Below are 24,213 nucleotides of genomic sequence, written 5' to 3' on the forward strand. Positions count from 1 at the left end.
TCAGCCTGCGCCCATGTTCGGCAAGGCAGAAAGAGGCACCGTCGCCTGTGTGACCGGACCTATCAGTGCCCGGAAGCTCGTGCAATCCATGCCTAATCCTTGCGGCTGACGCCCGAAAAGGACAGAAGCAGGCAAGTCGCGTTGCTAGGCTCGAATTACAGGCTATCGTGCGTAGCACAAAATCCAGGGACATTAAATATGCATTTGTGGTTTCTGCAAACGATCTCCGCAGGCTCGACGGTTTGCTTTCCGCAATTAACGCGGACCGGGAATACGAAGTCGAACTCTCAGATGGTTCCACATTGTACTGTCCAACGGTCGCAGAAGTAGGTGGCGTAGCAAACGTCAAGGACAGGGCCATTCGCAGTATCGTAGCCAGGACGCGCGGGACCTCTGAGCCGCAAGCACAGGTCAGACTTAGAAGTAGCCCTTGGTCTTTTGGGAATCCCTCCCTAGTCGTTGATCCCATCGCCTATTCTGTCACAGGAGAAGATAAGGAGGTCCTCTACCACTCTAATAGGCTAGATGAATTTGCAGCCAGCATACGGCAATGGTATACTCGCGCGGCATATGCAGACTACGTTCTGGGATTTTTTCTAACCACAATTGCGGCCGCTATGGCTCTTGTACTCTTCGCCGGTTCGTCGCACCTGCCAAACGCGAACGAACGGACAGAAAGTGACGGTCGTATTCTAACCGTTCTCATCGTATCGTTCCTAGTCCTCATGCTGGTCCTATCACTCAATGCGTTACGCAACGCGGTTTTTCCGGTTGCGACGTTTGCCATTGGCCAGGGCGTCGCGCGGCACAATCTTTTGCGTTCCATCCGATATGTAGTCGCAACCGTCGTCCTTTTGGGGCTCATAGTAGGGATATTGTCAGGGGTACTTGCTGCGCGCCTCGTTGGGTCGGGCGGACAGGCCAGATAATTGGGAGGCTCTCCCGTTTGCAGATGCCCTGGTGCTCGCCAGCCAACAACGTCGAAGGTAAGTCGCGACACGCGGGGTTGATCCGGCGCTCGGCCCTCAGCGAACCGGGGCCATTCTAGGAATGTTATCCGCATCAAATCCAACTGGCGTTCTCGTCCTCGACAAGAAAGACCGTTACCTTTACCATTACACGTCTATCGAAACGGCCCTCAGCCACATCCTGCCGCAAGGCGCACTACGCCTGGGTCCATTTACTAAGACCAACGATCCCCGCGAGAGCAAAGACTGGAAATTCGTCTTTGTATCATATAAAAATGCATTCGCCGAGGTCTCGGAGGAAGAACGTGCAAGGCTAGCGCGAGAGGCCGCGCAGTTGGCAAAGAACACCTGCAAGGTATTGTGCTTGACCGAGGATGACGAACGGGCCGTTGGCGGTGGCATCGACAGTATCTATTGGCGAGGATTCTGTCGCCCTCGAATGTGGGCGCAATACGCGGACAAACACCGAGGAATCTGCTTGATTTTCGACCGAGCGCAACTCCGTGAGTCTATAATGACATCCCTCGAAGCCTCTTCTGTGCTATTCGAGAGGAGCGTTGAGTACCACAACAGGTCCTCGGCTCCTCCCCCAAGCAAAGGTCCCTTCTTTCTCAACTTGGATTCGATGCGATCCGACGGGCCTGAAAGGACGATCCGTAAACACATCAGCGAGTACTGGCGTGAACTTTTCTTCGAAAAAGCGCTCGATTGGCAGGATGAAAAGGAATTTCGGTGGGTAGTTTGGGATCTAACTCATTCTGAGCATTTTGTCAACTTCGGAAGCGCTCTAAGAGGGATCGTCGTTGGCCCTGAATTTGATGATCGCCTCTTGCCAGGTCTCGGGGATTACGTCGCAAGATATGATCTTTATCTATGCCGGTTGGACTGGAATAACGGCGTCCCTCAAGGTCCCTTCCCCAGAAGAGCTTCCACTCCAAGTCCCCCCTCGATGTGGATGACCATCGCCGATGAATGGCCTCAATACCATCCGCTGAGGAAGTGGAATCCACACTGGCACCTCAACCGGGCCGCTGATTTGGGATTGACTGTAGAGCGCTATCTGGAACTTGCGGCTGGGGGCCACCCTACACCCGAAGAAATGAAGGCGATCACCGAACGCACGAATATCACCGAACACCAATGGATTGAATGGGAAAAATCCAAACCGCGACCTGGAGCGGAACCGTCTAAGCCTAAGTGACTCCGGCTCCAGAAATAAGCCGCTAATCGACCGGCGCGTGTTCCTGGTTGTGAGCGCCGGAAACAAAAAGGTCGTCTCCACTGATTCTTGCCGTGAAGTACCGGCAGTAATCGGTGTGGTGTCTGCCCGTCGCGTCCTCATATCGGACGATCCCAACAAAGTAAATCGCCCTCGTGTGTTCGAGGATTCTCTCACCTTCTGCGTGAGTTAATATTGGCCCCGCATTGTCGTGTTCAAATGACTCTCCCGGTCGCACGATGCGGTTAGGCGCCACATTGCCCATTGCGGCGACTGCCGGAAGAAATTGGTCCCGCCAAAGTCGGTCAGCGAATCGCGTTTCCTCGAAGGGGTCAGACGGGGGGGCGTCGGCGGGAAGGGCATTGCCGACGGTGTTGACTCGTGCTTCCATATCTCCGCTGTTACGAAGTATAGCCTGGCAGACGATTGGGAATCCGACACTCAGTTGGCCGGGCAAGAACACTCTCTGCACAGTGATCCTGGCCCCGGTGAGCGGCGGCGAGGGAGTCGGCCTCTGCTGTAGTTCATGCTCTAGTTCCTGATACATTTGATATGGGACCGTGATGAATCCGTATAGTAGCGCGGCAACGAACAGCAGAATGGAAACTGCCCAGAGCCAACTGTTGTAATCTCTGCCAGCATGAAGTGCGGCCAGCGCTCCGAAGATAATTCCGGCGACAAACGCAGCAGCTCGCGTCCAACCGAAAGCGCTCCGAACAGCGCGACGAGCCCATTCCCCGTAGAACTCGTGGGGCGTCATGCCCAGCACATTTACTACTCTCCCCGGCCTTGGTCCTGTGAAAGTACATCGGTACGAAGGGGCTACCCGACGGCGCTGGTGGGCTTCTGCTTGGCTCCGGCCTGGCTATCGCGCTGTAACTGGATCTTGTGGACAAGATCCGTCAATTCGCGTCCGCCAATAAGTGTGACGTGATGTTTCCTCGCGAGGTCGATAGCCGGGCCGGAGAAATCCGAGGTCGTCACAAAGAGCCCGTGGTCCGCTTTATGGTGGACGGTCATCATGCCGATGAACTGCTGTATGTCTGGCGATCCGACACGATGCCCTGGCACGTACCGCTTACATTGCACGACGACCGACTTTCCGCTTTGATCGCGGCAAGTTAGATCGGCCGCAAGGTCCCCTGAGCCACCTACGCACCTGACGCTTCGGTAGCCGGTCTCGGCGAGAATGTCCCCGACGCGCCGCTCAAACTCTCGCGGCGTACACGCGAGCAGGTCGCCGAGCGTCCGAATGTGTTGCAGTCGGCGCTGCCGATCACCTTGAGGAAGCCGGATCCAAAAATACCATGCTCCCGCAGCACCCAGCGCGATCATGAGCACGCTGCCCGTTGTCCATCTGTGCGCGAGGGAATTGAGCCCGACGAGCCCACCAGCCATTACAAGGGAGACGAGACCCAACCTGAAGCGGATCTCATCCAGAGCCATTATCTTAGACTGGCCGCCCAGGCCAAGATCGCGCTGATGAAGACCATCCCAAGCGTCAGCGCAATATACTCAACTGGAAACTTGACGGCGCGTGCTTCGGCGATGGACTCGCGGCAATCCTCAGCGCCCGGCGTTCGCACGAAGGATCGCCCCCTCGACCAGTTCGATGACGAGTTCATGGGGCAGGCGTCCCGTCCTGCGGGCCCGTTCTTCGCAATGCTCAACGACATGAGCCGGGAACCCAAAGGCATCGAGCGACTTCAGTGAAAGGTTGAATTGGGCGCGGTTCCACGCGCCCGCGAGAGACTTGTCCCGACGTTCGATACGGTCTCCTATGCTCGACACCGCCGGACCCTCCCCTCGATAAGTCGGCAGAGTGGATCAATGCCCATCCACCTCGGGTTTTAGACAACTCCACAGAAGCCCGTTGTTGCCTCGATGGAGTTAATGCGTAGCCAATGACCCAACGTCTAGTGTTGCTCGCTTACTTGGCAGGGTTGCGGCGAATCGGGTTTGAAATGAAGGGTTGCAGTCCGAACACTATGACAATAGGCGGAGAGCCGTCAATGTTGGCGACTTTTGCTCTGGTCCTCCGGCTGTGCCTTACCGCCGTACTTCACGCAGCGATTGCCGTGCTCCGATCAACAGCTCCCTCACTTGGCGCGGACGGCGGAGTCTAAAAATCTCGGCTCTAAAATTAGAGCGGCCCGTAACTCCTAGGCCAATTTCGATTTCCTCGCCTTCCGCCTCTTCGCTTCACGAGCCTCGACCGCCAGCCTCGCCAACCGCGACCGCTCCTGTGCCGACAGACTGCTCATTCGTGCCTTCCCGCCAAGGCGTCCCAACGTGACAGCGGCCGGATTCTTTTTTCTTTTACGCGACGGCCGGGTCATCGTACAGCGACCACGATCACGGTCTCGCTCCGGTCCAAGTCATAAATGAGGAACTCCACACCCTTGAACACAAGTAAGTGCGCGGCGTGCTTCCCTTGGTCATCGACGTAGGTGTTGTCCACGCTCGTCGGTTTTCCCATCGCAGCGAGAACCTGCCGTTCTGTTGATCCGTAGTGCAGGCCACTCGGCGTTAGATATTGCGGAGCGTAATGGGCGGCGACCCACACAATGGTTCCGGACGAATCTGCAACGGCGAAGAGACCGTGCGCGCTTGTCACGCTATTTCCGCCCAACTCCGTAATGTCGAACCAGTAATACCGAGTTTCCCCACGAACCTTCTTGTCCGGCAGCACAGTTTTTGGCTGACCCATTGCTGCCACGGCGTCGGTGATAGACATGCCGATCTTCAGCGGACCAATTCGGTCTCCGGGAATGATTTGATGGTCGTCTGATACGGACTGTGCGGCAGCAGCGCCAACAACGACAGCGCAGGCAAGCAGTAGAGCGACTGTGATGAACGCAAACGCCTTCATGGGCTTTCCCTCCTCGTGTTCCTGGAAACCAATCAAAGCAGTTGGATCGAGGCAAGCGGTTGGATGACACCAGCCAGTAGACAGCCGCTTGTCACTGTGTGCGATACTATGGTTAGCAGTTTTGCACCGCAGCGACGAGCCGTAGACCTCTCAGGGGTCTGCGGCTTTTTCTTTTGGGAGCCAATGAGCCGAGAGGGGGACAGATGGAGACTCCAATCACGACACGGCCCAGCCAGTAGACAAGATCCTGTAACACTTTCGCCCGCCCCTTCGCTTCACGAGCCTCGACCGCCAACTTCCCCAACTCCGACTTCTGCTTATCTGTCATCCCTCGCATCCTGGACTTGCCTCCCAAACTCCCAAGCGAGACAGCAGCCGGGTTCTTTTTCCGTTTACGCATTACTGCGTCTCCTCTCGTTCATCGGCCATGCCGCCCTGGTTGGGCAAGCCGGTTGTCGGGGACGCCTTCGAATTGACAACCGGGGTGGTCCATGAGATACTTGGCCTTGAGAAACTGTCATTTTTTCCGTACCTCGCAGTTCTGTACTCGCAATACCCCGTACTAGAACCACTCATAGCAACCAGCCTCCAAGGCAAAGACCATTGGTCTTACGCTTGGATTCCTTCGGGGTATCGCCATGCCTTCAGGGCACAGCACAGCGCGCCGTCAACGTCAACGGCTCCGGAAACGGATTGAAGAACTGCGAGAACAGGCAGCGGGTGGAGATGTGCGTGCCCAAATAAAACTTCGGTGTCTTGAGAAACATCAGGAGGCGGCCCGGCTGATGCGCGTCGCCAAGTCAAATCAAATCGCCCGTGCCTCTCGCGCTGCGTCGAGGGCGGTGCTTGGGGAACTGAACCGGCTCCCGATTGTTTCAGAGTTCTCCGGAGAAGAGTCGGTGTTGCTCGATCTTCCGACACTGTCATTTGTACGGGCTCAGTGTTGCCGCGTGCCAAACAACTGGCCGACAAAGCAACCGGGCTAAGAGGGAGGAAATCGGAATGGAAAAGATGCTGTATACCACAGCGGATGCGGCCCGTCGAATTGGCCTCGCACAGGAGTATCTCGTGCGCTTGTGCCAGTCGGAGAAAGTGCCTTCAGTGAGTGTTCCCGGTGCAGGCGGAACCCGACGCGCGGACGGACATCCGAACCATTGGTATCTGCTGACGCCGGAAGTCGTTGCTGCAGCCGTGGCGTTCAAGGCGACCGGCGGTCGGTTCTTTGGAGGCCAGTTCATTGAGTTTCTGAGGGGCGAGGGCATGTCCACACAGAGCCTTCACCGCACGCTGCTTACCCCAACCAACGTGAGAGACCTGCTCCACGTCCCCTACATCGTCATCGTCGATGCGGCCTTGCGTGGCGAGTTGCCGGGGACCGTGACCCTCAGCAACGGACAGACCCTATTTTCCGAGGAAGCCATCGCGGCGCTCAAAATCATTCAGGCAAGTGGTCAACTATCGCCACACGCCTTCAGACGGTCGCAAGCGGTTCGAAGGATCCGTCACAGCAGCGCACCAGTCGAGCAGGTCGAAGCACTGGTCGCTGCGGCCAGCACCAAGTAACCCTGCACCAGCGAACCCGCACCCCAGCATCCAACTTGGCCCCGGCAAGCGTATCCGGGAGAAAGGAATATCCCTATGTGGACTGTTGTCTTGCTGGACTCTTCGTCCGGCAAGGAACTTCTGCGATATAGCGACCGAGACCGTATTAGAGCCGCGCTTGGAGTGCTTCGGTTCATGGACAAAGACCTTGACCGTCGCCTTGACGCGATTGGAAAGTCCACGCGCGTGAACTCCGCCTCCCATCCTGACAGGCCAGTGAACGGCCTGGAAAGCGAGCACACCAATGGAGCGCCAAGCGCACGATAAAAGCGAGTATCGAACACCTCGGAATAGCGAGAAGCACCATGAGTAACAGGTGCATGAGGGCAGTGTGGGAGCACTCAATGGCTAAGGGGCCTGAACTGCTGATGCTTATTGCCCTTGCTGATCGTGCCGACGACAAAGACTGGACCGTGTGGATGGGCAAAAATGGGCTTGCCAAAAAGACCCGCATGTCTCGGGCATCTATAACCCGTTACCTAAGGGCCGCAACCGAACGGGGCGAACTGAAGAGGGTTGAGCAGCATTGGGGCAGGTATCACACCACCCTCCGTACGGTTATGCCAAAATATGCACCCTCGCAACCCAATGCGACAAGACAGTAAGCCAAGGACGCTAGTTACTAGGCTCACAAGGTGAGCCCATCTACTAGGCTCAATTTGAGCCCCCATGGGCTCATAACCGTGAGCCCGTTACTAGGCTCATAAGGTGAGCCTCTATAACCAAGAAGATACCAAGGAAGTACTCTGCCGCGCAAAAACGCGCGGGGCGCTTCGCGCCGTGACCACCAACCGAGTGACGAGGTCACGGGCTAAGGACGCCGTCAAGGTTGCCGTCACGGAGGGGCCCGCATGGAGCGCGACGCGATGGTTTACACGTTAACCAATGGTTTCGCCCCCTGTACTGAGTTACCTGATCCTGGCGCCTGCACCCCGATTCCATAAGGGAGAAAGAGCAGGTGGCCCATGAATGTCGCACACGCGAACGCACATAACCACTCTGTCCTCGAAAGCACGCGTCGGGATCTGGCTATCAGGAGATTGGCACATAGGCGCAGCGACCTGTGTGCGTTGCGATAAAGCTGGTCACGGCGGTCCGAGGCGCGACATTTGGGATTTGTTTGACCAACGAGGAGGGCGTTATCGAAGTCTGCGCGATACACGACTCGTGTGCCGAGGAAATGAGCAATCTCTTCCTGGTGGGGATGGGTCACTAGGACCTGTGTGTGATACTGCCATAGTAACCCAGTGGCAACAAAGGCCGTCTGTGATACTCCGTGGTTTCCCGATCAGTCTTTACGTCCTGGTTCGCACCTCGCGCCCCGGTCTGCGGCCCGTATGCCGTATGCGTTAGGGATTCTCGTAGTGGGAGTAGAGGTAGAGATGTCAGGGGAATGTTTTCAGGGACTGCTATAGTTACCCATGAAATAGACAGGCTTGGTCCAAACGCTCATCATTAGCCCCTTTGCCCTGCCCTTCCCTCTGCCCAACGCGGTCACGTCACTGGTAGAAAAATCCGTGTGATTCGATCCCGGTAGCGGAATCGAGTCGTTGGACCCAGAGCACCGTCTCAACATGCTTTACCGGCCTGCACGCTTGTCTTTGCCCTGGTCGGTCTCCATGTGGGGGCCATAGAGCCGAGTATTCTTGGTGATGTACTGAATCTGTCGCACCGCCCAACGCCTCCCCGTCTGCGTTCTGATCCGGTCGGCGTTCAGGGCGGCGGCGATTCCTCGAAGGCTTGTGCCCCGAGCCCGCATGGTGTAGATTCGCCGCACGATCTCCAGTTGACGAAGGTTTGGCTTGAGGCGCTTGCCGTCCCGAGAGAATCCAAACGGCGTCGGGCCATAGACTCGGCCTTCTTCACGCAACTTGGCGAGTGCGTCGGTGGTTCGGGCCGAGACCTGGCGCTGTTCGAACTCCGCGAACGTTCCAAGCATCGACACCATGGCTGCGCCCATCGGGGAATCGGTATCGAAGGACTCGGTGAGACTGACCAGCGCCACCTTTCGTTTTTGGAACTCACGAATGAGCGTCAGCAGGTCATACAGGCTCCGACTGAGCCGGTCGATCTTGAAGACCAACACCGCGTTGATCTTGCGGGCTCGAACATCCTCCCGCAGTTGGTCGAGGGCATCGCGGCGAGTCGTCTTCGCGGAGACTCCCGCGTCCGTGTAGACCTTGACGATGCGCCATTCACGTATCTTGGCGTACTCGCGCAACCGGCTCTCCTGTAGCGCCAGGCTGACGCCGGTGTTCTTCTGCTCCTCGGTCGAGACGCGGCAGTAAATACCGACGCGTGTCTTGCCGTCTTGCTCAATCGGACCCATTGTTGCTCCTCCTTCTCTTTGGTGCGGCCTCTGTTCAGGGACAGGGAGCCTGCGCGATACAGGCTCCTAGTCTCCGGCCAGGCGGCTAGTTGACGCCTCCGTCTCCGATCAAGGGCACTCGGCACATAATCGACTTGGCGAACGCAAGCGCGTCGGCGAACGTCTCAAAGTCTTTGGCGTAGTGCTCAGCCAGTGTGAACACTTCAACCACATAGCGCACGGGGCTGCGCCCCTCTCGCATGAACACTGAGGGGTTCTCGTAGATCACGGCCTTCGCGCTATCCGTCTTCCAGACATCGCGCACGGTCCACGAACTCCAAAAGCGTTCCATTGTGGCCTCCCTCCGCGAAGGGAAAGAAAGGCCCGGCGTAGCGTCTGGCGAAGCCTCTGACTTGGCCGCATCGGCGAGCCTCCTCTCCCGAGTCGTTCTCCCAAGGGCGCTTGTGACTGGTTGCGTTGCTGGTGCGGCCTTACTTGTCGCGCATTGGCATGACCAGGGCTTCTACCTGCGCGGATTCCTTGGAATGGGAGACTACCACCTTGGTAGCCTTCTCCGAGCCGTGGAACTCGAAGCGTACCATCGGCTTATGCCCGTCATCGGCGAGCGCCGCCAAGGCTTTGAGTGTGTCCGCGAGAATGTTGGCATCGAAGGCGATTGCGAAGGTAGGCTCATCCTTCGGCATTACCTGGTCGATATTCGGGTAGTTCCCGTCCACCGGCTTAACGGGCGTGATAGATGCGGATTGCAGGTCGGTAGACGCGAAGGTAACTTGCGCTTGTTCCATTGTGAGGGCGAGACAGCCGAGGATGGGCCGATACTTAGGCTTAGGGACGGCCTTAAACGCCTTCTTCCAGGCGTCCAGGGGGATAATCGCTTCTTGAGCGCCGTTAGCGTTGGCGTCGAATCCAGCGATGGTCGGGAAGTCTTCGGGCTTGAAAGGGGTCGGCACGGTCGCCCGAATCATCCTCGCCCCGTCCGTAGCTTCGATAATCACCCCTGCGTCAGTCGCCTTTACGTGGACACCGCATAGGGCCGAACGGTTCTCATCCTTACTGGCAACATCTGCAACCCGTTCAAACGCTTTGGGAATCAGAATCATCTTTGCCGTGCGGGGGACTTGCGGAGAATCCTGTTCCTGTGCCATCTGGTCTCGCCTCCTTTTCGTGATCTCCCAAGGGCAAGGCGAGCGTATCAAAAGGTAGCGTATGTGTCAATAGGTTCCTTATGATACAACACTAAACACGTAGAACCCGTGATATGAACGGCCTACAGAAGGATGAAGGCTGTTGGGCTCAGCCTATTTCCCTGTGAGGAAGCCTAGGGCAGCACGCGGCCTGGTACGGCGCAGCAAAGGGATCAAGACCGCATCGGGGGGGGCAGGCCCCCGGGGTGTCCCCCTGCAGACCAGGGACTGGGACCCCTTGGCGATCCGCCGCCCCCTATTGGCAAGTGCGTGAACAGAGCAACCTGGTTTTCGTGTGATACATCCGTTTTCTGGGAGGAGACAAAACCATGGTCATGATTCAGGTTGAAGAGGGGAAGGCAGAGGTGTTCGACGTGGATTTTGATCAGGCTCTATCGGCTCTGCGTTTTCTCAGAGACCGGATTCCACCAAAACCACGGACTCCATCGAGCAGAAAGACCAAGCCGGTGCGGAAGTCCGTGAGACGGTCAGGGCGATGAAATCGTGAGTGAAGCAGCCGAGAGAGAAACGACGATCACCTGGAGTGATGCTGACGGGGGGATCGCAATGGTCTGGACCGCGCAACGCTCGATGGCGAGTCGCCTCAAGAAGATCCGTGGGGCTGAGGTGGTTGAGGTCCACACGACCGAACGCGGTGACTGGACCGGCGAGACTTGGAGGGTGCCGGTCGCGGCTGTGCTTCCGAGGAACACGAGGAAAGGTCGTCCCATGACGGAGCCTCAGCGACAGGCACTCCGGCGGGCTCATGGGGCCAGGACACTTGCGGCCGTCGTCTAGAAGGGCCTCCACAGTCCCGTCCTGACCCCAAAATCATTGCTCGTGAGCAAGAAATTGGCGGCTCGGGCGTGGACCCCGGTGTCTAGATACCCCCTGACGAGAGAAGGCCCTTATAGGACAGTTTTGTGGTTGCCACATGGGTAACCGAAAAACCCTGACGCATCCGCTGGTCAGTGAAAAGGTGGTGGAACCATGCCATTCATCGCAATCTTCGATGACCAGTCAGGACGCCAGGTGGCTCGCTTCGACCTGAACGAGCCTGATGCCAAAGCGGTGCTCGGCTACGTCCGAGGCATCGCTGTGTCGCGGCAGAAGCCGAAGACCGCGCAGCAACCGCCGGGATCGCCGATGCCGGAGACGGCCGTCCGATACCCGCAGCCTCACCAGCCGGTGTTCGGGCAGCACCCATCCACCGGAGCGGTGCCGGGCAATCTGCACCCTGCCGTTGCGTTGAATGGTCCCGGGACGGCAGGCGTCTCCAAGAACGCTCCCGACAGGTTCGCGAATCCCAAGTTCCGTCGCCAGCCGGTGAGGTGACGGGGCGTGACGTTTCACGAACGATTGAACGTGGGGCTAGGCGCTTGGCAGGAGTTGATGGGTCCGGTGACCTGCGAGAATCGGGCCCGGACCTGCCCCCCGATTTTCAAAATACTCTAACAGGGTAGGTGAGGTTCGTGCCCATCCTTTCGCAACCAACCCCAGGGGGAAGCCCCGCTTCGCTCGTTGCTGGTCGATCCAACATCAATCCCTTGCTGCAAAATCAGTCAGGGAACCCGGACGTGACCTTTGGACGGCTTGGCCTTCCCTACGCCATGCCTCGTGCAGGGTCTCCTGAAGCGGCTCGGATGCCGCGAGGTGCCGGTGTAGGAATCAACTCCTCACCGACTGGAGCGGTCGAAGGTGGAGACAGCACCGTGTCTAGGATGCTGGCAAATGCGATGACGCCTCAACCAACAGGTTCCGTTCAGGCGGCCACAGGCACTCCGCCTCCTGCGGTCATGGCGCAACAGGTGGCTCCGGTGGGTCCAACCGTCCGGCCTGCTCCTCCTGTCACTCCATCGCCGCTGTCGGGGCCTGCCCCTCAGCCCGCGTCACGGCCTACGGCGGCACCTGCTCCTACAGGACAACCTGCCGGGGGTGGCACGTCGAGCGCAGTAAGGTCCGCTGCTCCGTCTGCCGCTCCTGCTATGGCCGCTCCCACCGGGGCTCCGTCTCCATGGTGGAACTCGACACCGGCTGCCGGTCAAAACCTGTCTCCAAATTGGTGGGAGACCCAGGGCGTACCTCCGAGCGTGATGATGGATCGTTCCGAACAGGACCGACTGGGGCCTTACGGGTTTACGCAGTACAAGAGTCCCGAGGGCAAGCAAGATACGGGAGGAACGGGTAAAGATAGCGGCACCACCGAAACGACGGGCCAAGAAGGCAACTATTAACGCGTGAGCCACAAAAGGAACCATCGGGGAGTGGAGACAATCGTCTCTGCTGCCCGAGCGCGTCACGGCGAGACGGAGAGAGAACGGCACCTCCACACACTCAGGTCACATAAGGAGAAGTAGTCATGGCCTCCCCTGACGATCTGCGCAAGAGAAAAGGTAGAGGTGAGAAAACAACGATTGAACGGATGCTGGAAAAAGGAAGAGGCTCTTCGGAGCACCCTGGCGTAGAGGCTCCCTATCCAAAGGTTCCGGGGTCTCCGGATCAGCCCGGTGGAGAGCCGGACAGGGGAAAGGGTCCGGGCCGTTCGGATCAGCCCCAAGGATTTTCGTCCACGGCGTCGAATAAGTAAGGGCACCCCCGGTTTTTAACCTGCACCTGCCCAGGCGAAATGTTGGCAGGAGCCCACGCAAGCACCTCTGCGATCCTACCGACCAGGAGTTGTCCCGTGCCTCCCGTTGAGGCACACGGGACGGGTCCCCCCGTGTCCTCTCCATCCAAGGAACGCTCCACCGTCAATCGAAACCTCTCTCCCGCAGCGCTTCGAGCGCGGGGGTGGGCGATGCCAGGGCATATCCGAAAGTTCCGGAAGTATCACGTTCTTCGGATTCACATCGGGCACAGGAAGTACCGAGACTACTACTACCGAACCCGTCAAGAGGCCGAGGCCGCGCAGGCAGAACTAGCGACCCATGTGCGGGCGCACTCCTCGGGTCTCGGCATCGCCGGGAGTCCCAAAGAGCGATTGGCACCGTACCTGCATGACTGGCTCGACCTGCGCCGAGGGCGACTCTCCCCGAAGACCGCAGAGCGATACGACTCAATGATTACACGGATTGGGAAAGACCCGCTCGGCAGCCTGCTCCTACACCGCGTCTCCAGTCGCTCCCTCGAAGCGTTCTATGTACGGCTTGGGGAGCGGGGACTGTCGGCGACGACAGCCCATCACTACCACCGCTTTTTACACAAGACGCTCAGAGATGCTGAGCGGCAGGAATTGATCCGCCAGAACCCGGCGCACCTGGCTGAGGGGCCACGGCGCACACAAGCACGACCGGAGGTCTGGACAGAAGCGCAGGTCCATTTGTTCCTGAGCGAAGCCCGCGAGCGAAGCCAGCACTATCCGCTGTACTTGTTCTTAGCCGCCACAGGGTGCCGCCTGGGAGAGGCCCTGGCGCTTCACTGGACAGACGTGGACCTGAGGGAAGCGGACGTGACGATCCGCTCTTCGCTCGTGAGGCCGCGCGGCGGCGGATACGTAGTGAAGACTCCAAAGACCCGCAGTTCGGAACGATGCGTCGGGATCCCTCAGGAACTTATCGAGTGCTTGAAGGCGATGCCCAGACGGGGAGAGTTTGTCTTCTCGCGGCGGGACGGTGGGCCGCTCCACGCGAACAATCTGCGACGGCGCGACCTCCAGAAACTGTGGGAGAAAAGGTTGGATGGCACTCCGTCATCGTTGACAGCGATGTCATGGAGGCGGGCCCTGCACAACCTCAGACACTTTCATGCCTCGTATCTCCTCCAGCAAGGTGCCAACGTGCGGGCCGTCTCGGAGAGACTGGGGCACCGAACAGCATCATTCACACTGAACACCTACGCTCACGTCATCCGCCGGAAGGACGCGACCACGGGGATGATTGCGGAGTTTCTGGCGCGATCAGTGTGAAGGATGCGCCCCATCCAGCCAGGCCATGTATTTCAAGGCCAGGCGAAGGGTTGCTAAGATCTAACAGCGTGGATTGTGGTCGTTGCTGGATCTCAGTTAAGCAATCAGTAGGGTCGTTCGTGGGGTGAGGGGACCGCCATGAACACCGTAATCGTCTTAGTCAGCCTTTTCGCCCTGCTGGTCTTCGTCGCGTGGATCATAGACAATGCGAAGACCGCCAAAGTCTATCGCACCCTAAGGCCGAAGCTCGACAATCTTGAAAACCAGGAACAAGCCTTCAAGAATCAACAGGCTGATTGGGCGCGAAAGCTTGAAAACCACGAACAAGCCTTCAAGAATCAACAGGCTGATTGGGCGCGAACTCTTGAGGCAGAGAAGTTCGAATGGGCTCGGAAGATCGAGGCGGACAAGAAAGCTATTGAGATGATCGCGCACGAAAAATCCGTGGGTTTCCCCTGGCTGGCAGAGGCGTATGCGGACTACTTCCACCTGCTGGACATGAAAGAATCGAATTACCTACGGCACAAATCGCATCCAGCCGTGAAATCAGCGCAGCAAGTTCGTGAAATCGCACAGCAGCGGCGAATCGCCGAAAAGACATGGCGTGTTCTGAAGTATCAACTCAAATATTACGAGGAACTCTTCCCATTCTTGGTCGAGTTCAAAGAAGAGGCCATCGACGACCTCATTCGTCAACTGACGACAGGCACTCCACAGCCAGAAGCGGACGACGAAGATCCGGTAAGGCACTGGTTGACGCAGGCCGAGTACAGCAGTCTTGCGTCAGCAACAAGAAACCAGCTGGCGCTCGACCGGTATTGGCGAAGGAAGAAGTCCTCCTGGGAACTGGGCCGGGACTACGAGCGGTACATTGGCTATCTGTATGAAGTTGACGGGTGCCGCGTGTTCTACCAAGGCATCATCGAGGGGTTCGCAGATCTTGGTCGAGACTTGGTGGTTGAACACCCTAGCGGCCAAATCGAAATTATCCAGTGCAAATACTGGTCCCAGGACAAGCTCATCCACGAGAAGCATATCTTTCAACTCTACGGCACCCTGGTTGCGTATCGGATCGACCATCCTCAGTCCCAGGTTTCCGCCACCTTCGTGACCTCCACGGCTCTGTCGGACAGGGCCAACCAATTTACGAAGGCTCTAAACATACGTTCCTTGCAACACCAGCCCTTAAAGCAATATCCTTGCATAAAGTGCAACGTGTCGCAGAGGGACGGCGAGAAGATCTACCATCTTCCTTTTGACCAGCAGTACGACAGGACACTGATCGGGCACCACAAGCTGGAGTGCTATTTGACGACCGTGGCAGAGGCTGAACGACTTGGATTTCGCAGGGCCTTTCGCTGGCACGGAGATTCTGCGGCGTTGTAGTAGCCGATATTCGACCATCCGCCCGGCAGTACCGTGAAGTGCTTATGAACGCTGACCGGCTTAGGGATTCTTTGAGCGGTGCAGGTCTTGAACCTGCGGCCTCATCCGTGTACCCTTCGGATACCCATCACCTGTCGTATCGGAACACGCTAGAGCCCTTGGTAATCAAGGCCCAGAGAAAATAACACCCGAACTTTTAACCCGGGCGTCGGGGGTTCGAGTCCCTCAGGGCCCACCAGAACTTTTTCGGTACGCTACACTCCGTTCTTGCACGTCCTCTGCTATCCGCCGCGGCGAGGGACAGGCGTCGAGGTACAAGAATAGTCTCTGAACTTGCCACGGCGGCACAAAAGGGGGAACAGATGAGAAATCGCGTGTGGCTCGTCGGCGCACTGCTCATGTCCGCGCTGTTCGCCGGCGCCGCCCTGCGGGTTGATGCGCAGTCGGCGGACGAGAAGACCGTGAGAGCGCTGTACGACCGATACATTGAAGCGTTCCGGGCGAAGGACATCAACAAGATCATGTCCCTGTACCTTCCGGATGAGAGCCTGGTCGTGTTCGACGCGGTGCCGCCTCGTCAATACGTCGGCGCGAAGGCCTTCCGAAAAGACTATGAGGGATTTTTCGCCATATTCCCCGGCCCGAATGCGGGCAAATTCGATGATCTTCGTGTCACCGCCGCGGGCACGCTCGCGTACGCGCACACTATCGGCACCTTCGATTTGACCGACAAGGCCGGCAAACATGTCACGTGGACGTTCCGCCTCACCGACGTCTTCCGCAAACTCAACGGGAAGTGGACTATCGTCCATGAGCATGCTTCGTGGCCGGTTGATCCGGCGACCGGCAAGGCGGATTTCCTCTCAAAGCCGTAACATGGCGTCAGCCCGGGCGTCGGGGGTGCGAGTCCCTTAGGGCTGCCGGCCAATACCCGCGTACCACACCCGCCCCCCGCGTCCCTGGATGATCGCCTACTCGGAAGGGACGTCCGGTCGGACGAAGGTGAAGCCGAACCGTCCCTTGACGCAGAGGTGGCCGCGCGTCACGCTGTGGTCCGAAGGCGACGTGACCTTGACGATCCGATTGTCCTGCACGTGCAGCTCCAAGGCGCAGCCGACGCCGCAGTATGGGCAGATCGTCTCGGTGATATGCTGCCGTGGTTCGTCCCACTTCCCCGCCTGCCGCATGCGGTGTTCGATCAGCGGCATCAGCGCTCCCGTCGGACACACGGCCACGCAGTTGCCGCAGAACACGCAGCGGGAGTCGAGCAGCGGTGCGTCTGCCCCGGTGTCGATCCGCGCGGCGAACCCCCGGCCGGCGACCGAGAGGGCGAACGTAAATTGCGCGTCGTCGCCGCAGGCTTCGACGCATTTGTAGCAGAGGATGCACTTCTCGTACTCGCGCACGTAGAGGTCGTTGTCGTCGCGTAACGGGTCCTCCACCCGGCGCACGCCGGCTCCAAAGCGCATCGGGTCCCCGCCGTACTCCGCGAGGTAGGCCCGCAGGTCAGGCGCCGTGGACGTATCCACCGATGAGGCCAGCAGCTCCAGGACCACCTTCCGCGCCCGCCGCACCCGCTCGCTGCCGGTGCGGATCTGCATGCCGGCCTCGACGCGGCGGGAGCAGGAAGGAACGAGGGCACGGCTGCCCGCGAGTTCCACGACGCAGACCCGGCAGACGTTGATCGGCGTCAGGTTTGGATGGTAGCAGAGGGTCGGCGTGTCGACGCCGGCGCGCCGCAGCGCCTGCAGGATGGTCGTCCCTTCCTCCGCCTCCACCGGCCGCCCGTCGACTTCGACCGTCAGGCTCACGGCACTCCTCCCGCGATCTCGAGCGCGCTCAGCACCGCGCCGGACGCCGTCTGCCCCAGCCCGCAGATGGACGCGTCCGTCATGGCCGCGCCGACCTCCCGCAGCAGCGCGGCGTCCCCCGGCCGCGGCTGCCCGGCGGCCAGGCGCGCGACGATCTCCCACTGCCGCTGCGTGCCGACGCGGCAGGGGACGCACTGCCCGCACGATTCTTCCTGGAAGAAGCGTGCCACGCGCAGGACGACGTCCCAGACCGCGGCCGTCTCGTCCAGCACGATCACCGCGCCCGAGCCGACCGTTCCCCCGGCGGTTCGCAGGTCTTCGAACGTCAGAGGCAGGTCCAGCCGCTCCGGCCCGAGGAACGTGCCGGCCGCACCGCCACACAGGACGGCCTTGAGGTGTCGTCCCTGCCAGACGCCGCCGGCGAGCGCGAGCAGTTCGCGCAGCGTGGTGCCGAACGGAACCTCATACACTCCGGGGCGCGCGACGTGGCCGCTCAGGCAGAAGAGCTTCGTGCCGGCCGACTGTTCCGTACCGCAGCGCCGGAACTCCGCCGCGCCGTCCCGCACCACGAGGGGCACGGCGCAGAGCGTTTCCACGTTGTTGACCAGCGTTGGGTCGCCGAAGAGGCCGGCCTCGGTCGGGAACGGGGGCTTGTTGCGCGGCTCGCCCCGTCGCCCCTCGACCGAATTGAAGAGCGCCGTCTCTTCCCCGCAGATGTAGGCGCCGGCACCCCGGAAGACCCGGATGCGAAAGGCCCGGCCCGAGCGGGCCACGTCGGCGCCGAGGAGTCCGGCGTCCTCGGCCTGCGCGATCGCGTGCCGCAGACGTTCCGCGGCCAGATGATACTCGCCGCGGATGTACACCAACCCTTCCTCCGCCCCTACGGTCAGGCCGGCAATGGTCATCGCCTCGACGACCGCGAACGGGTCTTCCTCCATCAGCACGCGGTCCTTGAACGTGCCGGGTTCACTCTCGTCAGCGTTGCAGACGACCCGCCGCCGCCCCCGCGCCCCGGCCACGGCGCGCCACTTACGGCCGGCGGGGAAGGCGGCGCCGCCCCGTCCGAGCAGGCCCGACGCGTCCAGTTCCGACAGCACCCATTCGGCGCCGCGCTCGACGGCCTTCGTCAGGGCGCCGTAACCGTTCGCCCCACGGTACCCGGCCAGGCTCTGGGGGTCCACTCGGCCGGCGCGCGCAAGCAGCCGCCGGACCTCAGGCACCGGCGGATCCTTTCGCCGCCGCGGCGATTTCCTCAACCGTAGCGTGCCGGTGCAGGCGCCCGGCGACGGCGGCGACCGGCGCGTGGTCGCACTGGCCGAGGCAGGGGACGGTCTCCCACTCGACGGCGCAGGCTCGGCCGGCGGCCTGCGCCCCGTGGGCCTCACCGGTGAAGCGCCGGGCCGGCCCGTACCGCGCTTCGAGCGCTTGGAGCAGCGAATCGGCGCCGCGCAAACGGCAGGGGACGTCGTCGCAGACGTGAACGGCCGCTCCGCGCGGCGGCTCGAGCCGGAACAGCGCATAGAAGGTGGCCACACCCCAGACGTCGGGGAAGGACAGGCGCATCTTGTCGGCGAGCAGCTCGAGCGCGCCCTTGGGAAGCCATCCGAGGGAGGCTTGAATCTCATGGAGCAGCGGCAGGAGATCCGACCGACGAGGGTCGGCGCCGAGCCGGGCGAGCGCGCGGTCGACCGTCGCCCGCTCATCGTCCGCGACGGCGTGCGGGGGATTGCGCTCAGTCGGCATGGGCGTGCGCCTCCTCGCCGACCTGTTCCTCGCTCCACGCGCCGCGCGACGCGACGCGCTCGACCGCGATGGCCGTCGCCTTGAACTCCGCGGTCCCCGACTTCGGATCCCAGGCGTCGATCGTCAGCACGTTGGTCGGCACGATCTCCGGATGGTGCAGCGTCATGAAGCAGAGCCCCGGCGCCAGCGTGTCGTCCGGCTTCGCCGGCACGAGCACCGAGGCGCGCCGGGATCGCACTCGCACCAGGTCCCCCTCGTTGATCCCGAGCCGCTGCGCGTCCTCGGGCCACATGCGCAGAAACTCCATTTGCGGCCGGGCCGCCGCGTAGCCGCGCGATTGCGTGCCGGTGTTGTAGAACTCCAGTTTCCGCCCGGTCGTCAGCAGGAAGGGGTACGTGGCATCCGGCTGCTCCACCGGAGGCTCCCAGTCGACGGGCATGAAGGGCGCGGGTTTGCCCGGCACCGGCCGCTGCCACAGGCGCTCGTGCAGGAAGAGGGTGCCGGGATGGCCCTCCTCGGGGCACGGCCACTGCAGGCCCCCGCACTCGGCGAGCCGCCGATATGACATGCCGCGGTGCCTCGCCGAGACCCGGCGCACCTCGTTCCAGACGTCTTCCGCGCCGGCGTAGCCCCAGTCATGGCCCATCCGGCCGGCGAGAGCCTGGAGGATCATGATGTCGTCGCGCGCCTCGCCCGGCGGGTCGAGGGCCTTGCGCATCAACTGCACGCGCCGCTCCGAGTTGGTCACCGTCCCCCCGCACTCGCACCACGACAGCGCGGACGGGAGGACGACGTCGGCGACGTCGGCCGTCTGCTGCAGCACAACGTCTTGCAGCACGATGAACTCCAGGCCGCCGAACAGCGCGCGGCACCGTACCTGGTTCGCTTCAGACATGAGCGGATTCTCGCCGATGATGTAGGCGGCGCGGATCTCGCCCGTCTCCATGCCTTCGAACATCAGGCTCTGGTGCAGCCCCCGCTTCGACGGAAGCGCTGCCCCCCACGCCGCCTCGAAGGGGGCGCGCTGCGCCGGGTTCTCGACGTCCGCTCCCCCGGGCAGGCGGTTGGGGATCGCGCCCATGTCGCCGCCGCCCTGCACGTTGTTCTGGCCGCGAAGCGGGTCCAGGCCGGATCCGTAGCGGCCGACATGGCCGGTGAGGTTCGCGAGGTTGCACAGCGCGTACACGCCGTCGGTCGCGTTGTGGTGCTCGGTGATGCCGAGCGTCCAGCAGATGATCGCGCGGGGCGCCGCGGCGTACATCCGGGCGACCTCGCGGATCGTGGCGGCGGAGACGCCACTGACGCGTTCGGCGAACTCGGGAGTGTACGAGGCGACTTTCTCACAGTATGCGGCGGCGTCCTCGGTCGCGTGCTCGATGAACTCCCGGTGCTGCAGCCCCTCGTCGAGGATCACATGCCCGATGGCGTTGGCCAGGGCGATGTCGGCGCCGACGCGGATCTGGAGGTGCAGATGTGCGAGCTCCGCCGTCGGCGTCCGCCTCGGGTCGACCACGATCAACCTCGCCCCGTTGCGGATCCCCCGGAGCATGTGATGAAACATGATCGGGTGCGTCTCGCGCGGGTTGGATCCCCACAGGAACAAGAGATCCGTCCGCTCCAGCTCTTCATAGGACGTTGTGCCGCCGCCCGCGCCGTACACCGTCTCCAGACCGGAGACGCTCGGCGCGTGTCAGGTCCGGTTGCAGCTGTCGATGTTGTTGGTGCCGATCACCGTCCGCATGAACTTCTGGGCGACGAAGTTCACTTCGTTGGAGGCCTTCGAACAGCTGAAACAGCAGAAGGCGTTCGGGCCGTGGGCCCGCCGGATCTCTTCGAAACGCCGCGCCACCAGATCCAACGCCTCGTCCCAGGTCGCGCGCTCGAGGCCGCGGGCACCTCGGACAAGAGGGTGCGTCAAACGCGCCAGCGGGCGTTGATAGCCTCGTGCCGGCACGCGTCACCTCCGGTTGCGCGAGCATCCGGTTCCTTCGTCCGAACCGTCTCCGCTGAGATTCCGTCTTGTTGCCTGCAGTCCTCTCGCGGTCGAACCCGAGAGCCCGTTGGAGGACCCGGGCGCACAGAGAACGGATTTCTCCCGGTCTACGCGAAACTACCGCGAGCCTAGCCCGCAAGGCGGGCAGCCCGGGGGGGGGGAAATGCTTGTGAAGATCACGCGCATCGACTGCCACGTCTTGCTCGACCCCGGGATGGACGTTCGCGCCACCAGCTCCGCCCAAGACGACTTGGTTGTCGAAATACACACCGATGAAGGTCTTGTCGGGATAGGGGAAAGCGATCTCAACCCCTGGATCGCTCGCGCGTGCATCGAGGCGCCCGGCACGCATGCGATGGGCCTGGGCTTGCGCGAGATGCTGATCGGCCAGGATCCGCTTCAAGTGGAGGCTCACTGGGAGCGGTTGTACGTGGGCTCGGCGATGAACGGACGCCGCGGCGCCGTCATCCACGCCCTCGGGGCGCTCGACATTGCACTCCACGACCTTCGCGGCAAGGCGCTCGGTCGGCCTTGCCACGCGCTGCTCGGCGCATCCCGTCCGGATCCCGTCGTCCCCTATGCCTCTCTGCAACCGGACGTCTCCGATTTCGACGCGTACCTTGTGTCCGTGGTCGAATGGGCGCGCGAGGCGAAACGTGTGGGGTTTCGGGCCGCGAAGCTTGAGATCACGCCGGCGGGTCCCTACGCTCACAAGGGCCTGCGCGCGCCGTACGAGCGGATGCGCGAGCCGATTGCCGCGGTCCGGGATGCTGTCGGATCTGAGTTTACGATCATGGTTGACGTCCAATATGCTTTCCCGGACGCCGAGACCTGTTTGAAGACGATCCGGGGTTGGGACGAATATGGCGTCTATTTTCTCGAGACGCCTCTGCCCTCCGACGATCTCGCGGGGTACGCCCGCGTAAGCCGCGAACAGCCGATCCCGATTGCCGCCGGGGAGTGGTTGGCTACCCGCTTCGAGTTCCTCGAGCTCATGGAGCGGGGCCGCGTGCGGGTCGTGCAGCCCGATGTGGGCCGCGTGGGGGGCCTGACCGAGGCGCGCCGGGTGTGCGGGTTGGCGGCGCAGCGGGGTTTGACGATCGTGCCTCACGCGTGGAAGACCGGGATCTCAATCGCCGCCGCTGCTCATCTGGCGACCGTGACCCCCAACTGCGCGTTCATCGAATTTCTCCCGGCCGAACTGTGCGAGTCGGCCTTGCGGCGTGACCTCGTCCGCCGCGGGCCTCGGATGGTGGACGGCGTCATCAGCCTGCCCGATGCGCCGGGTTTGGGCATCGAGTTGGACCGGGATGCGCTTGTGCGGTTCGAAGAGACGGCCGCACGAGCGGCCCGCTGACACCGTGGCGTCGTCCGTGTCCCGTCATCCGGCCGGAGCTTGTCAGGACTGCGTGTTTGCCTCCGGCCCAGGGCTCACGAAGGGCCTGGTCGAAGCGCTCGATTTGCATGCCCGGACGTTCTGAATGTGCGTTGACTCGCGCCGGCACAGCGTCGTCTAAGGGGGGCGGTTCCGTGCTGCACCTCGATACCGGAAACACCGGGTTCATGATTCTCTGTGCCAGCCTCGTCATGCTGATGACACCCGGCCTGGCGTTCTTCTACGGCGGCCTCGTGGGGCGCAAGAACGTCCTGGCCATCATGATTCAGAGTTTCGTGTCGATGGGCTGGACCACCGTCTTGTGGTGGCTCTGCGGATTCTCGATGTGCTTCAGCGGCGACCTGAAGTCCGGCACGGATATCGCCGGCGTCATCGGCAACTTCCACTGGGCTTTTCTCCGGGGCATCACGCTGTCCACACCCTCTCCCAACGACACCATTCCGATGATCGTCTTTTGCGCCTACCAGATGATGTTCGCGATCATCACCCCGGCGCTGATCACCGGCGCCTTCACGAACCGGGTCACCTTCAAAGCGTACATGCTGTTCCTGACCGCCTGGCTGCTGCTGGTCTATTTCCCGTTCGTCCACATGGTGTGGGGCGGCGGGCTCCTCTCGATGTGGGGCGTCAAGGATTTCGCCGGCGGGATCGTCGTGCACAACATCGCCGGGATGGCCGCGCTCGCCTCGGTGCTGTACGTGGGCCGGCGCCGCGTGCCGGAGACGGGGCCGCACAGCATCCCGCTCGTGGCCCTCGGCACCGGACTGCTCTGGTTCGGATGGTACGGGTTCAACGCGGGAAGCGAGTTCCGGGTGGATTCCGTGACGGCGGTTGCGTTCCTCAACACCGATCTCGCCGCCTCGTTCGCCGCGGTGGCGTGGCTCGTGATCGACTGGTCAATCAGCCGGCGGCCGCATTTTCTCGGACTGCTGACCGGCGCGGTCGCCGGCCTCGCCACCATCACTCCGGCCGCGGGATTCGTCTCGCCCGCGACCGCGGCCCTGATCGGGATCGTCTCCGGGGTCGTGTGTTACTACGCGGTGGCGTTAAAGAACCAGCTGAAGTGGGACGATGCTTTGGATGTGTGGGGCGTCCACGGCGTCGGGGGATACCTTGGCATCTTCCTGTTGGGGGTGTTTGCCTCGACGGCTTGGAACCCGGCGGCCTCGGGCGGCGTCGACGGGCTGCTGCGCGGCGGTACGCGCTTCTTCCTAGTCCAGTGGGGCGCCGTCACCCTCGCATCGGTATGGGCGTTTGTGTTCACTCTCGGCATGCTCTGGTTGATCGAGCGAATCACCGCGGTGAAGGTGTCCGAAGCGACCGAGGAAGCGGGCCTCGACGTGGGGATCCACGGCGAGAAGGCCTACGCCCTCGGAGTCTGAGAATGCCCACACGCGTGGAGATCCTCAGCGCACCCGGCGTCGGACGCGGCTACTCCAGCACCACCGCCCACGGAACGAAGGCCGGCGGGTTCGTCTTCGTCACGGGCCAGGTGGCGGTGACGCAGGGACAGGACGGCCTGCGGAATCGCGCGGCCATCGGCGAGATGGGCACGATCGAAGCGCAGACCGTGCAGGTCCTCGAGAACATCAAGGCCATCCTGGAAACCGCCGGGACCTCGTTCGAGTACGTCGTGAAAAGAAACGTCTACCTGACCCACCCCGGGGACTTTGACGCGGTCCACAAGGTCCTGGAGCGGTACTTCAAGCCGGTGGCGACGACCACGGTGGTGACCGGTCTCATCCCTGTCAGCAGCCGGGTCGAAATCGACGTGATCGCCGTCGTGCCCGACTGAAGTCGTAGCCG

The 24,213-nt window shown here is 61.4% G+C and carries 19 protein-coding genes and 1 tRNA gene; 11 read left to right on the plus strand and 9 right to left on the minus strand.

Annotated features, from left to right (window positions below):
• Positions 1–1,050: 1,050 nt before the first annotated feature.
• Positions 1,051–2,169, plus strand: coding sequence for a DUF2971 domain-containing protein (locus tag VKT83_07280; GenBank protein ID HLY22255.1), 1,119 nt, complete (start codon positions 1,051–1,053; stop codon positions 2,167–2,169).
• An 840-nt stretch (positions 2,170–3,009) separates the two neighbouring features.
• Here VKT83_07280 and VKT83_07285 read toward each other — a convergent pair.
• The gene (locus VKT83_07285) at positions 3,010–3,522 is read right to left on the minus strand and encodes a restriction endonuclease (protein HLY22256.1); all 513 of its coding nucleotides are present in this window, start codon (positions 3,520–3,522) and stop codon (positions 3,010–3,012) included.
• Between VKT83_07285 and VKT83_07290 the strand changes: the two genes are divergently transcribed.
• Entirely contained in the window at positions 3,442–3,900 is a 459-nt protein-coding gene (locus tag VKT83_07290) for a hypothetical protein (protein ID HLY22257.1), read from the plus strand. The genes VKT83_07285 and VKT83_07290 overlap by 81 nt on opposite strands.
• A gap of 622 nt (positions 3,901–4,522) precedes the next feature.
• Here the strand turns inward: VKT83_07290 and VKT83_07295 are convergent.
• Complete coding sequence (locus VKT83_07295; protein ID HLY22258.1) at positions 4,523–5,059, minus strand: hypothetical protein; 537 nt, start codon at positions 5,057–5,059, stop codon at positions 4,523–4,525.
• A gap of 1,002 nt (positions 5,060–6,061) precedes the next feature.
• On the opposite strand from VKT83_07295, the gene VKT83_07300 reads away from it, so the two are divergent.
• A complete protein-coding gene (locus VKT83_07300) occupies positions 6,062–6,622 on the plus strand; it encodes a hypothetical protein (protein HLY22259.1) in 561 nt (186 codons plus the stop codon).
• 1,618 nt (positions 6,623–8,240) lie between these two features.
• Here VKT83_07300 and VKT83_07305 read toward each other — a convergent pair.
• The 3 genes from VKT83_07305 to VKT83_07315 all read right to left on the minus strand — a co-directional run bounded on the left by VKT83_07305 (position 8,241) and on the right by VKT83_07315 (position 10,135).
• Positions 8,241–8,990 carry a recombinase family protein gene (locus VKT83_07305; protein HLY22260.1) on the minus strand — a complete coding sequence of 250 codons (750 nt, stop codon included), beginning with the start codon at positions 8,988–8,990 and terminating at the stop codon, positions 8,241–8,243.
• A gap of 85 nt (positions 8,991–9,075) precedes the next feature.
• Positions 9,076–9,321, minus strand: a complete 246-nt coding sequence (locus VKT83_07310) for a hypothetical protein (protein ID HLY22261.1) — start codon at positions 9,319–9,321, stop codon at positions 9,076–9,078.
• Between the two features lie 139 nt (positions 9,322–9,460).
• Positions 9,461–10,135, minus strand: a complete 675-nt coding sequence (locus VKT83_07315; GenBank protein HLY22262.1) for a hypothetical protein — start codon at positions 10,133–10,135, stop codon at positions 9,461–9,463.
• A gap of 1,029 nt (positions 10,136–11,164) precedes the next feature.
• Here VKT83_07315 and VKT83_07320 point away from each other — a divergent pair.
• From VKT83_07320 to VKT83_07340, 5 genes are all read left to right on the plus strand, one after another.
• On the plus strand, positions 11,165–11,509 hold the full coding sequence (locus VKT83_07320) for a hypothetical protein (GenBank protein HLY22263.1): 345 nt from the start codon (positions 11,165–11,167) through the stop codon (positions 11,507–11,509).
• Between the two features lie 1,462 nt (positions 11,510–12,971).
• The gene (locus tag VKT83_07325; GenBank protein ID HLY22264.1) at positions 12,972–14,078 is read left to right on the plus strand and encodes a tyrosine-type recombinase/integrase; all 1,107 of its coding nucleotides are present in this window, start codon (positions 12,972–12,974) and stop codon (positions 14,076–14,078) included.
• 138 nt (positions 14,079–14,216) lie between these two features.
• A complete protein-coding gene (locus VKT83_07330; GenBank protein HLY22265.1) occupies positions 14,217–15,464 on the plus strand; it encodes a restriction endonuclease in 1,248 nt (415 codons plus the stop codon).
• A 152-nt stretch (positions 15,465–15,616) separates the two neighbouring features.
• Positions 15,617–15,702: transfer RNA gene (locus tag VKT83_07335), tRNA-OTHER, on the plus strand.
• Between the two features lie 136 nt (positions 15,703–15,838).
• Positions 15,839–16,339, plus strand: coding sequence for an SgcJ/EcaC family oxidoreductase (locus VKT83_07340; protein ID HLY22266.1), 501 nt, complete (start codon positions 15,839–15,841; stop codon positions 16,337–16,339).
• 96 nt (positions 16,340–16,435) lie between these two features.
• On the opposite strand, the gene VKT83_07345 is transcribed toward VKT83_07340, so the two are convergent.
• From VKT83_07345 to VKT83_07360, 4 genes are read right to left on the minus strand one after another with little or no spacing between them, the layout of a single operon-like run.
• On the minus strand, positions 16,436–17,275 hold the full coding sequence (locus tag VKT83_07345) for a 2Fe-2S iron-sulfur cluster-binding protein (protein ID HLY22267.1): 840 nt from the start codon (positions 17,273–17,275) through the stop codon (positions 16,436–16,438).
• Complete coding sequence (locus VKT83_07350; protein HLY22268.1) at positions 17,272–18,495, minus strand: NADH-ubiquinone oxidoreductase-F iron-sulfur binding region domain-containing protein; 1,224 nt, start codon at positions 18,493–18,495, stop codon at positions 17,272–17,274. Before VKT83_07350 ends, VKT83_07345 begins: the two co-directional genes overlap by 4 nt.
• A complete protein-coding gene (locus tag VKT83_07355) occupies positions 18,488–19,018 on the minus strand; it encodes an NAD(P)H-dependent oxidoreductase subunit E (GenBank protein HLY22269.1) in 531 nt (176 codons plus the stop codon). The genes VKT83_07350 and VKT83_07355 overlap by 8 nt, the downstream gene beginning before the upstream one ends.
• Complete coding sequence (locus VKT83_07360; protein ID HLY22270.1) at positions 19,008–20,972, minus strand: molybdopterin-dependent oxidoreductase; 1,965 nt, start codon at positions 20,970–20,972, stop codon at positions 19,008–19,010. Before VKT83_07360 ends, VKT83_07355 begins: the two co-directional genes overlap by 11 nt.
• A 106-nt stretch (positions 20,973–21,078) precedes the next feature.
• Between VKT83_07360 and VKT83_07365 the strand changes: the two genes are divergently transcribed.
• From VKT83_07365 to VKT83_07375, 3 genes are all read left to right on the plus strand, one after another.
• A complete protein-coding gene (locus tag VKT83_07365) occupies positions 21,079–22,368 on the plus strand; it encodes a mandelate racemase/muconate lactonizing enzyme family protein (protein ID HLY22271.1) in 1,290 nt (429 codons plus the stop codon).
• A gap of 176 nt (positions 22,369–22,544) precedes the next feature.
• Complete coding sequence (locus VKT83_07370; GenBank protein HLY22272.1) at positions 22,545–23,789, plus strand: ammonium transporter; 1,245 nt, start codon at positions 22,545–22,547, stop codon at positions 23,787–23,789.
• A 2-nt stretch (positions 23,790–23,791) separates the two neighbouring features.
• Positions 23,792–24,202: a RidA family protein gene (locus VKT83_07375; protein HLY22273.1), complete on the plus strand. Its 411-nt coding sequence runs from the start codon at positions 23,792–23,794 to the stop codon at positions 24,200–24,202.
• Positions 24,203–24,213: the final 11 nt, after the last annotated feature.

It is taken from the genome of bacterium, from assembly GCA_035308905.1.
Classification (GTDB): Bacteria; Sysuimicrobiota; Sysuimicrobiia; order Sysuimicrobiales; family Segetimicrobiaceae; genus DASSJF01.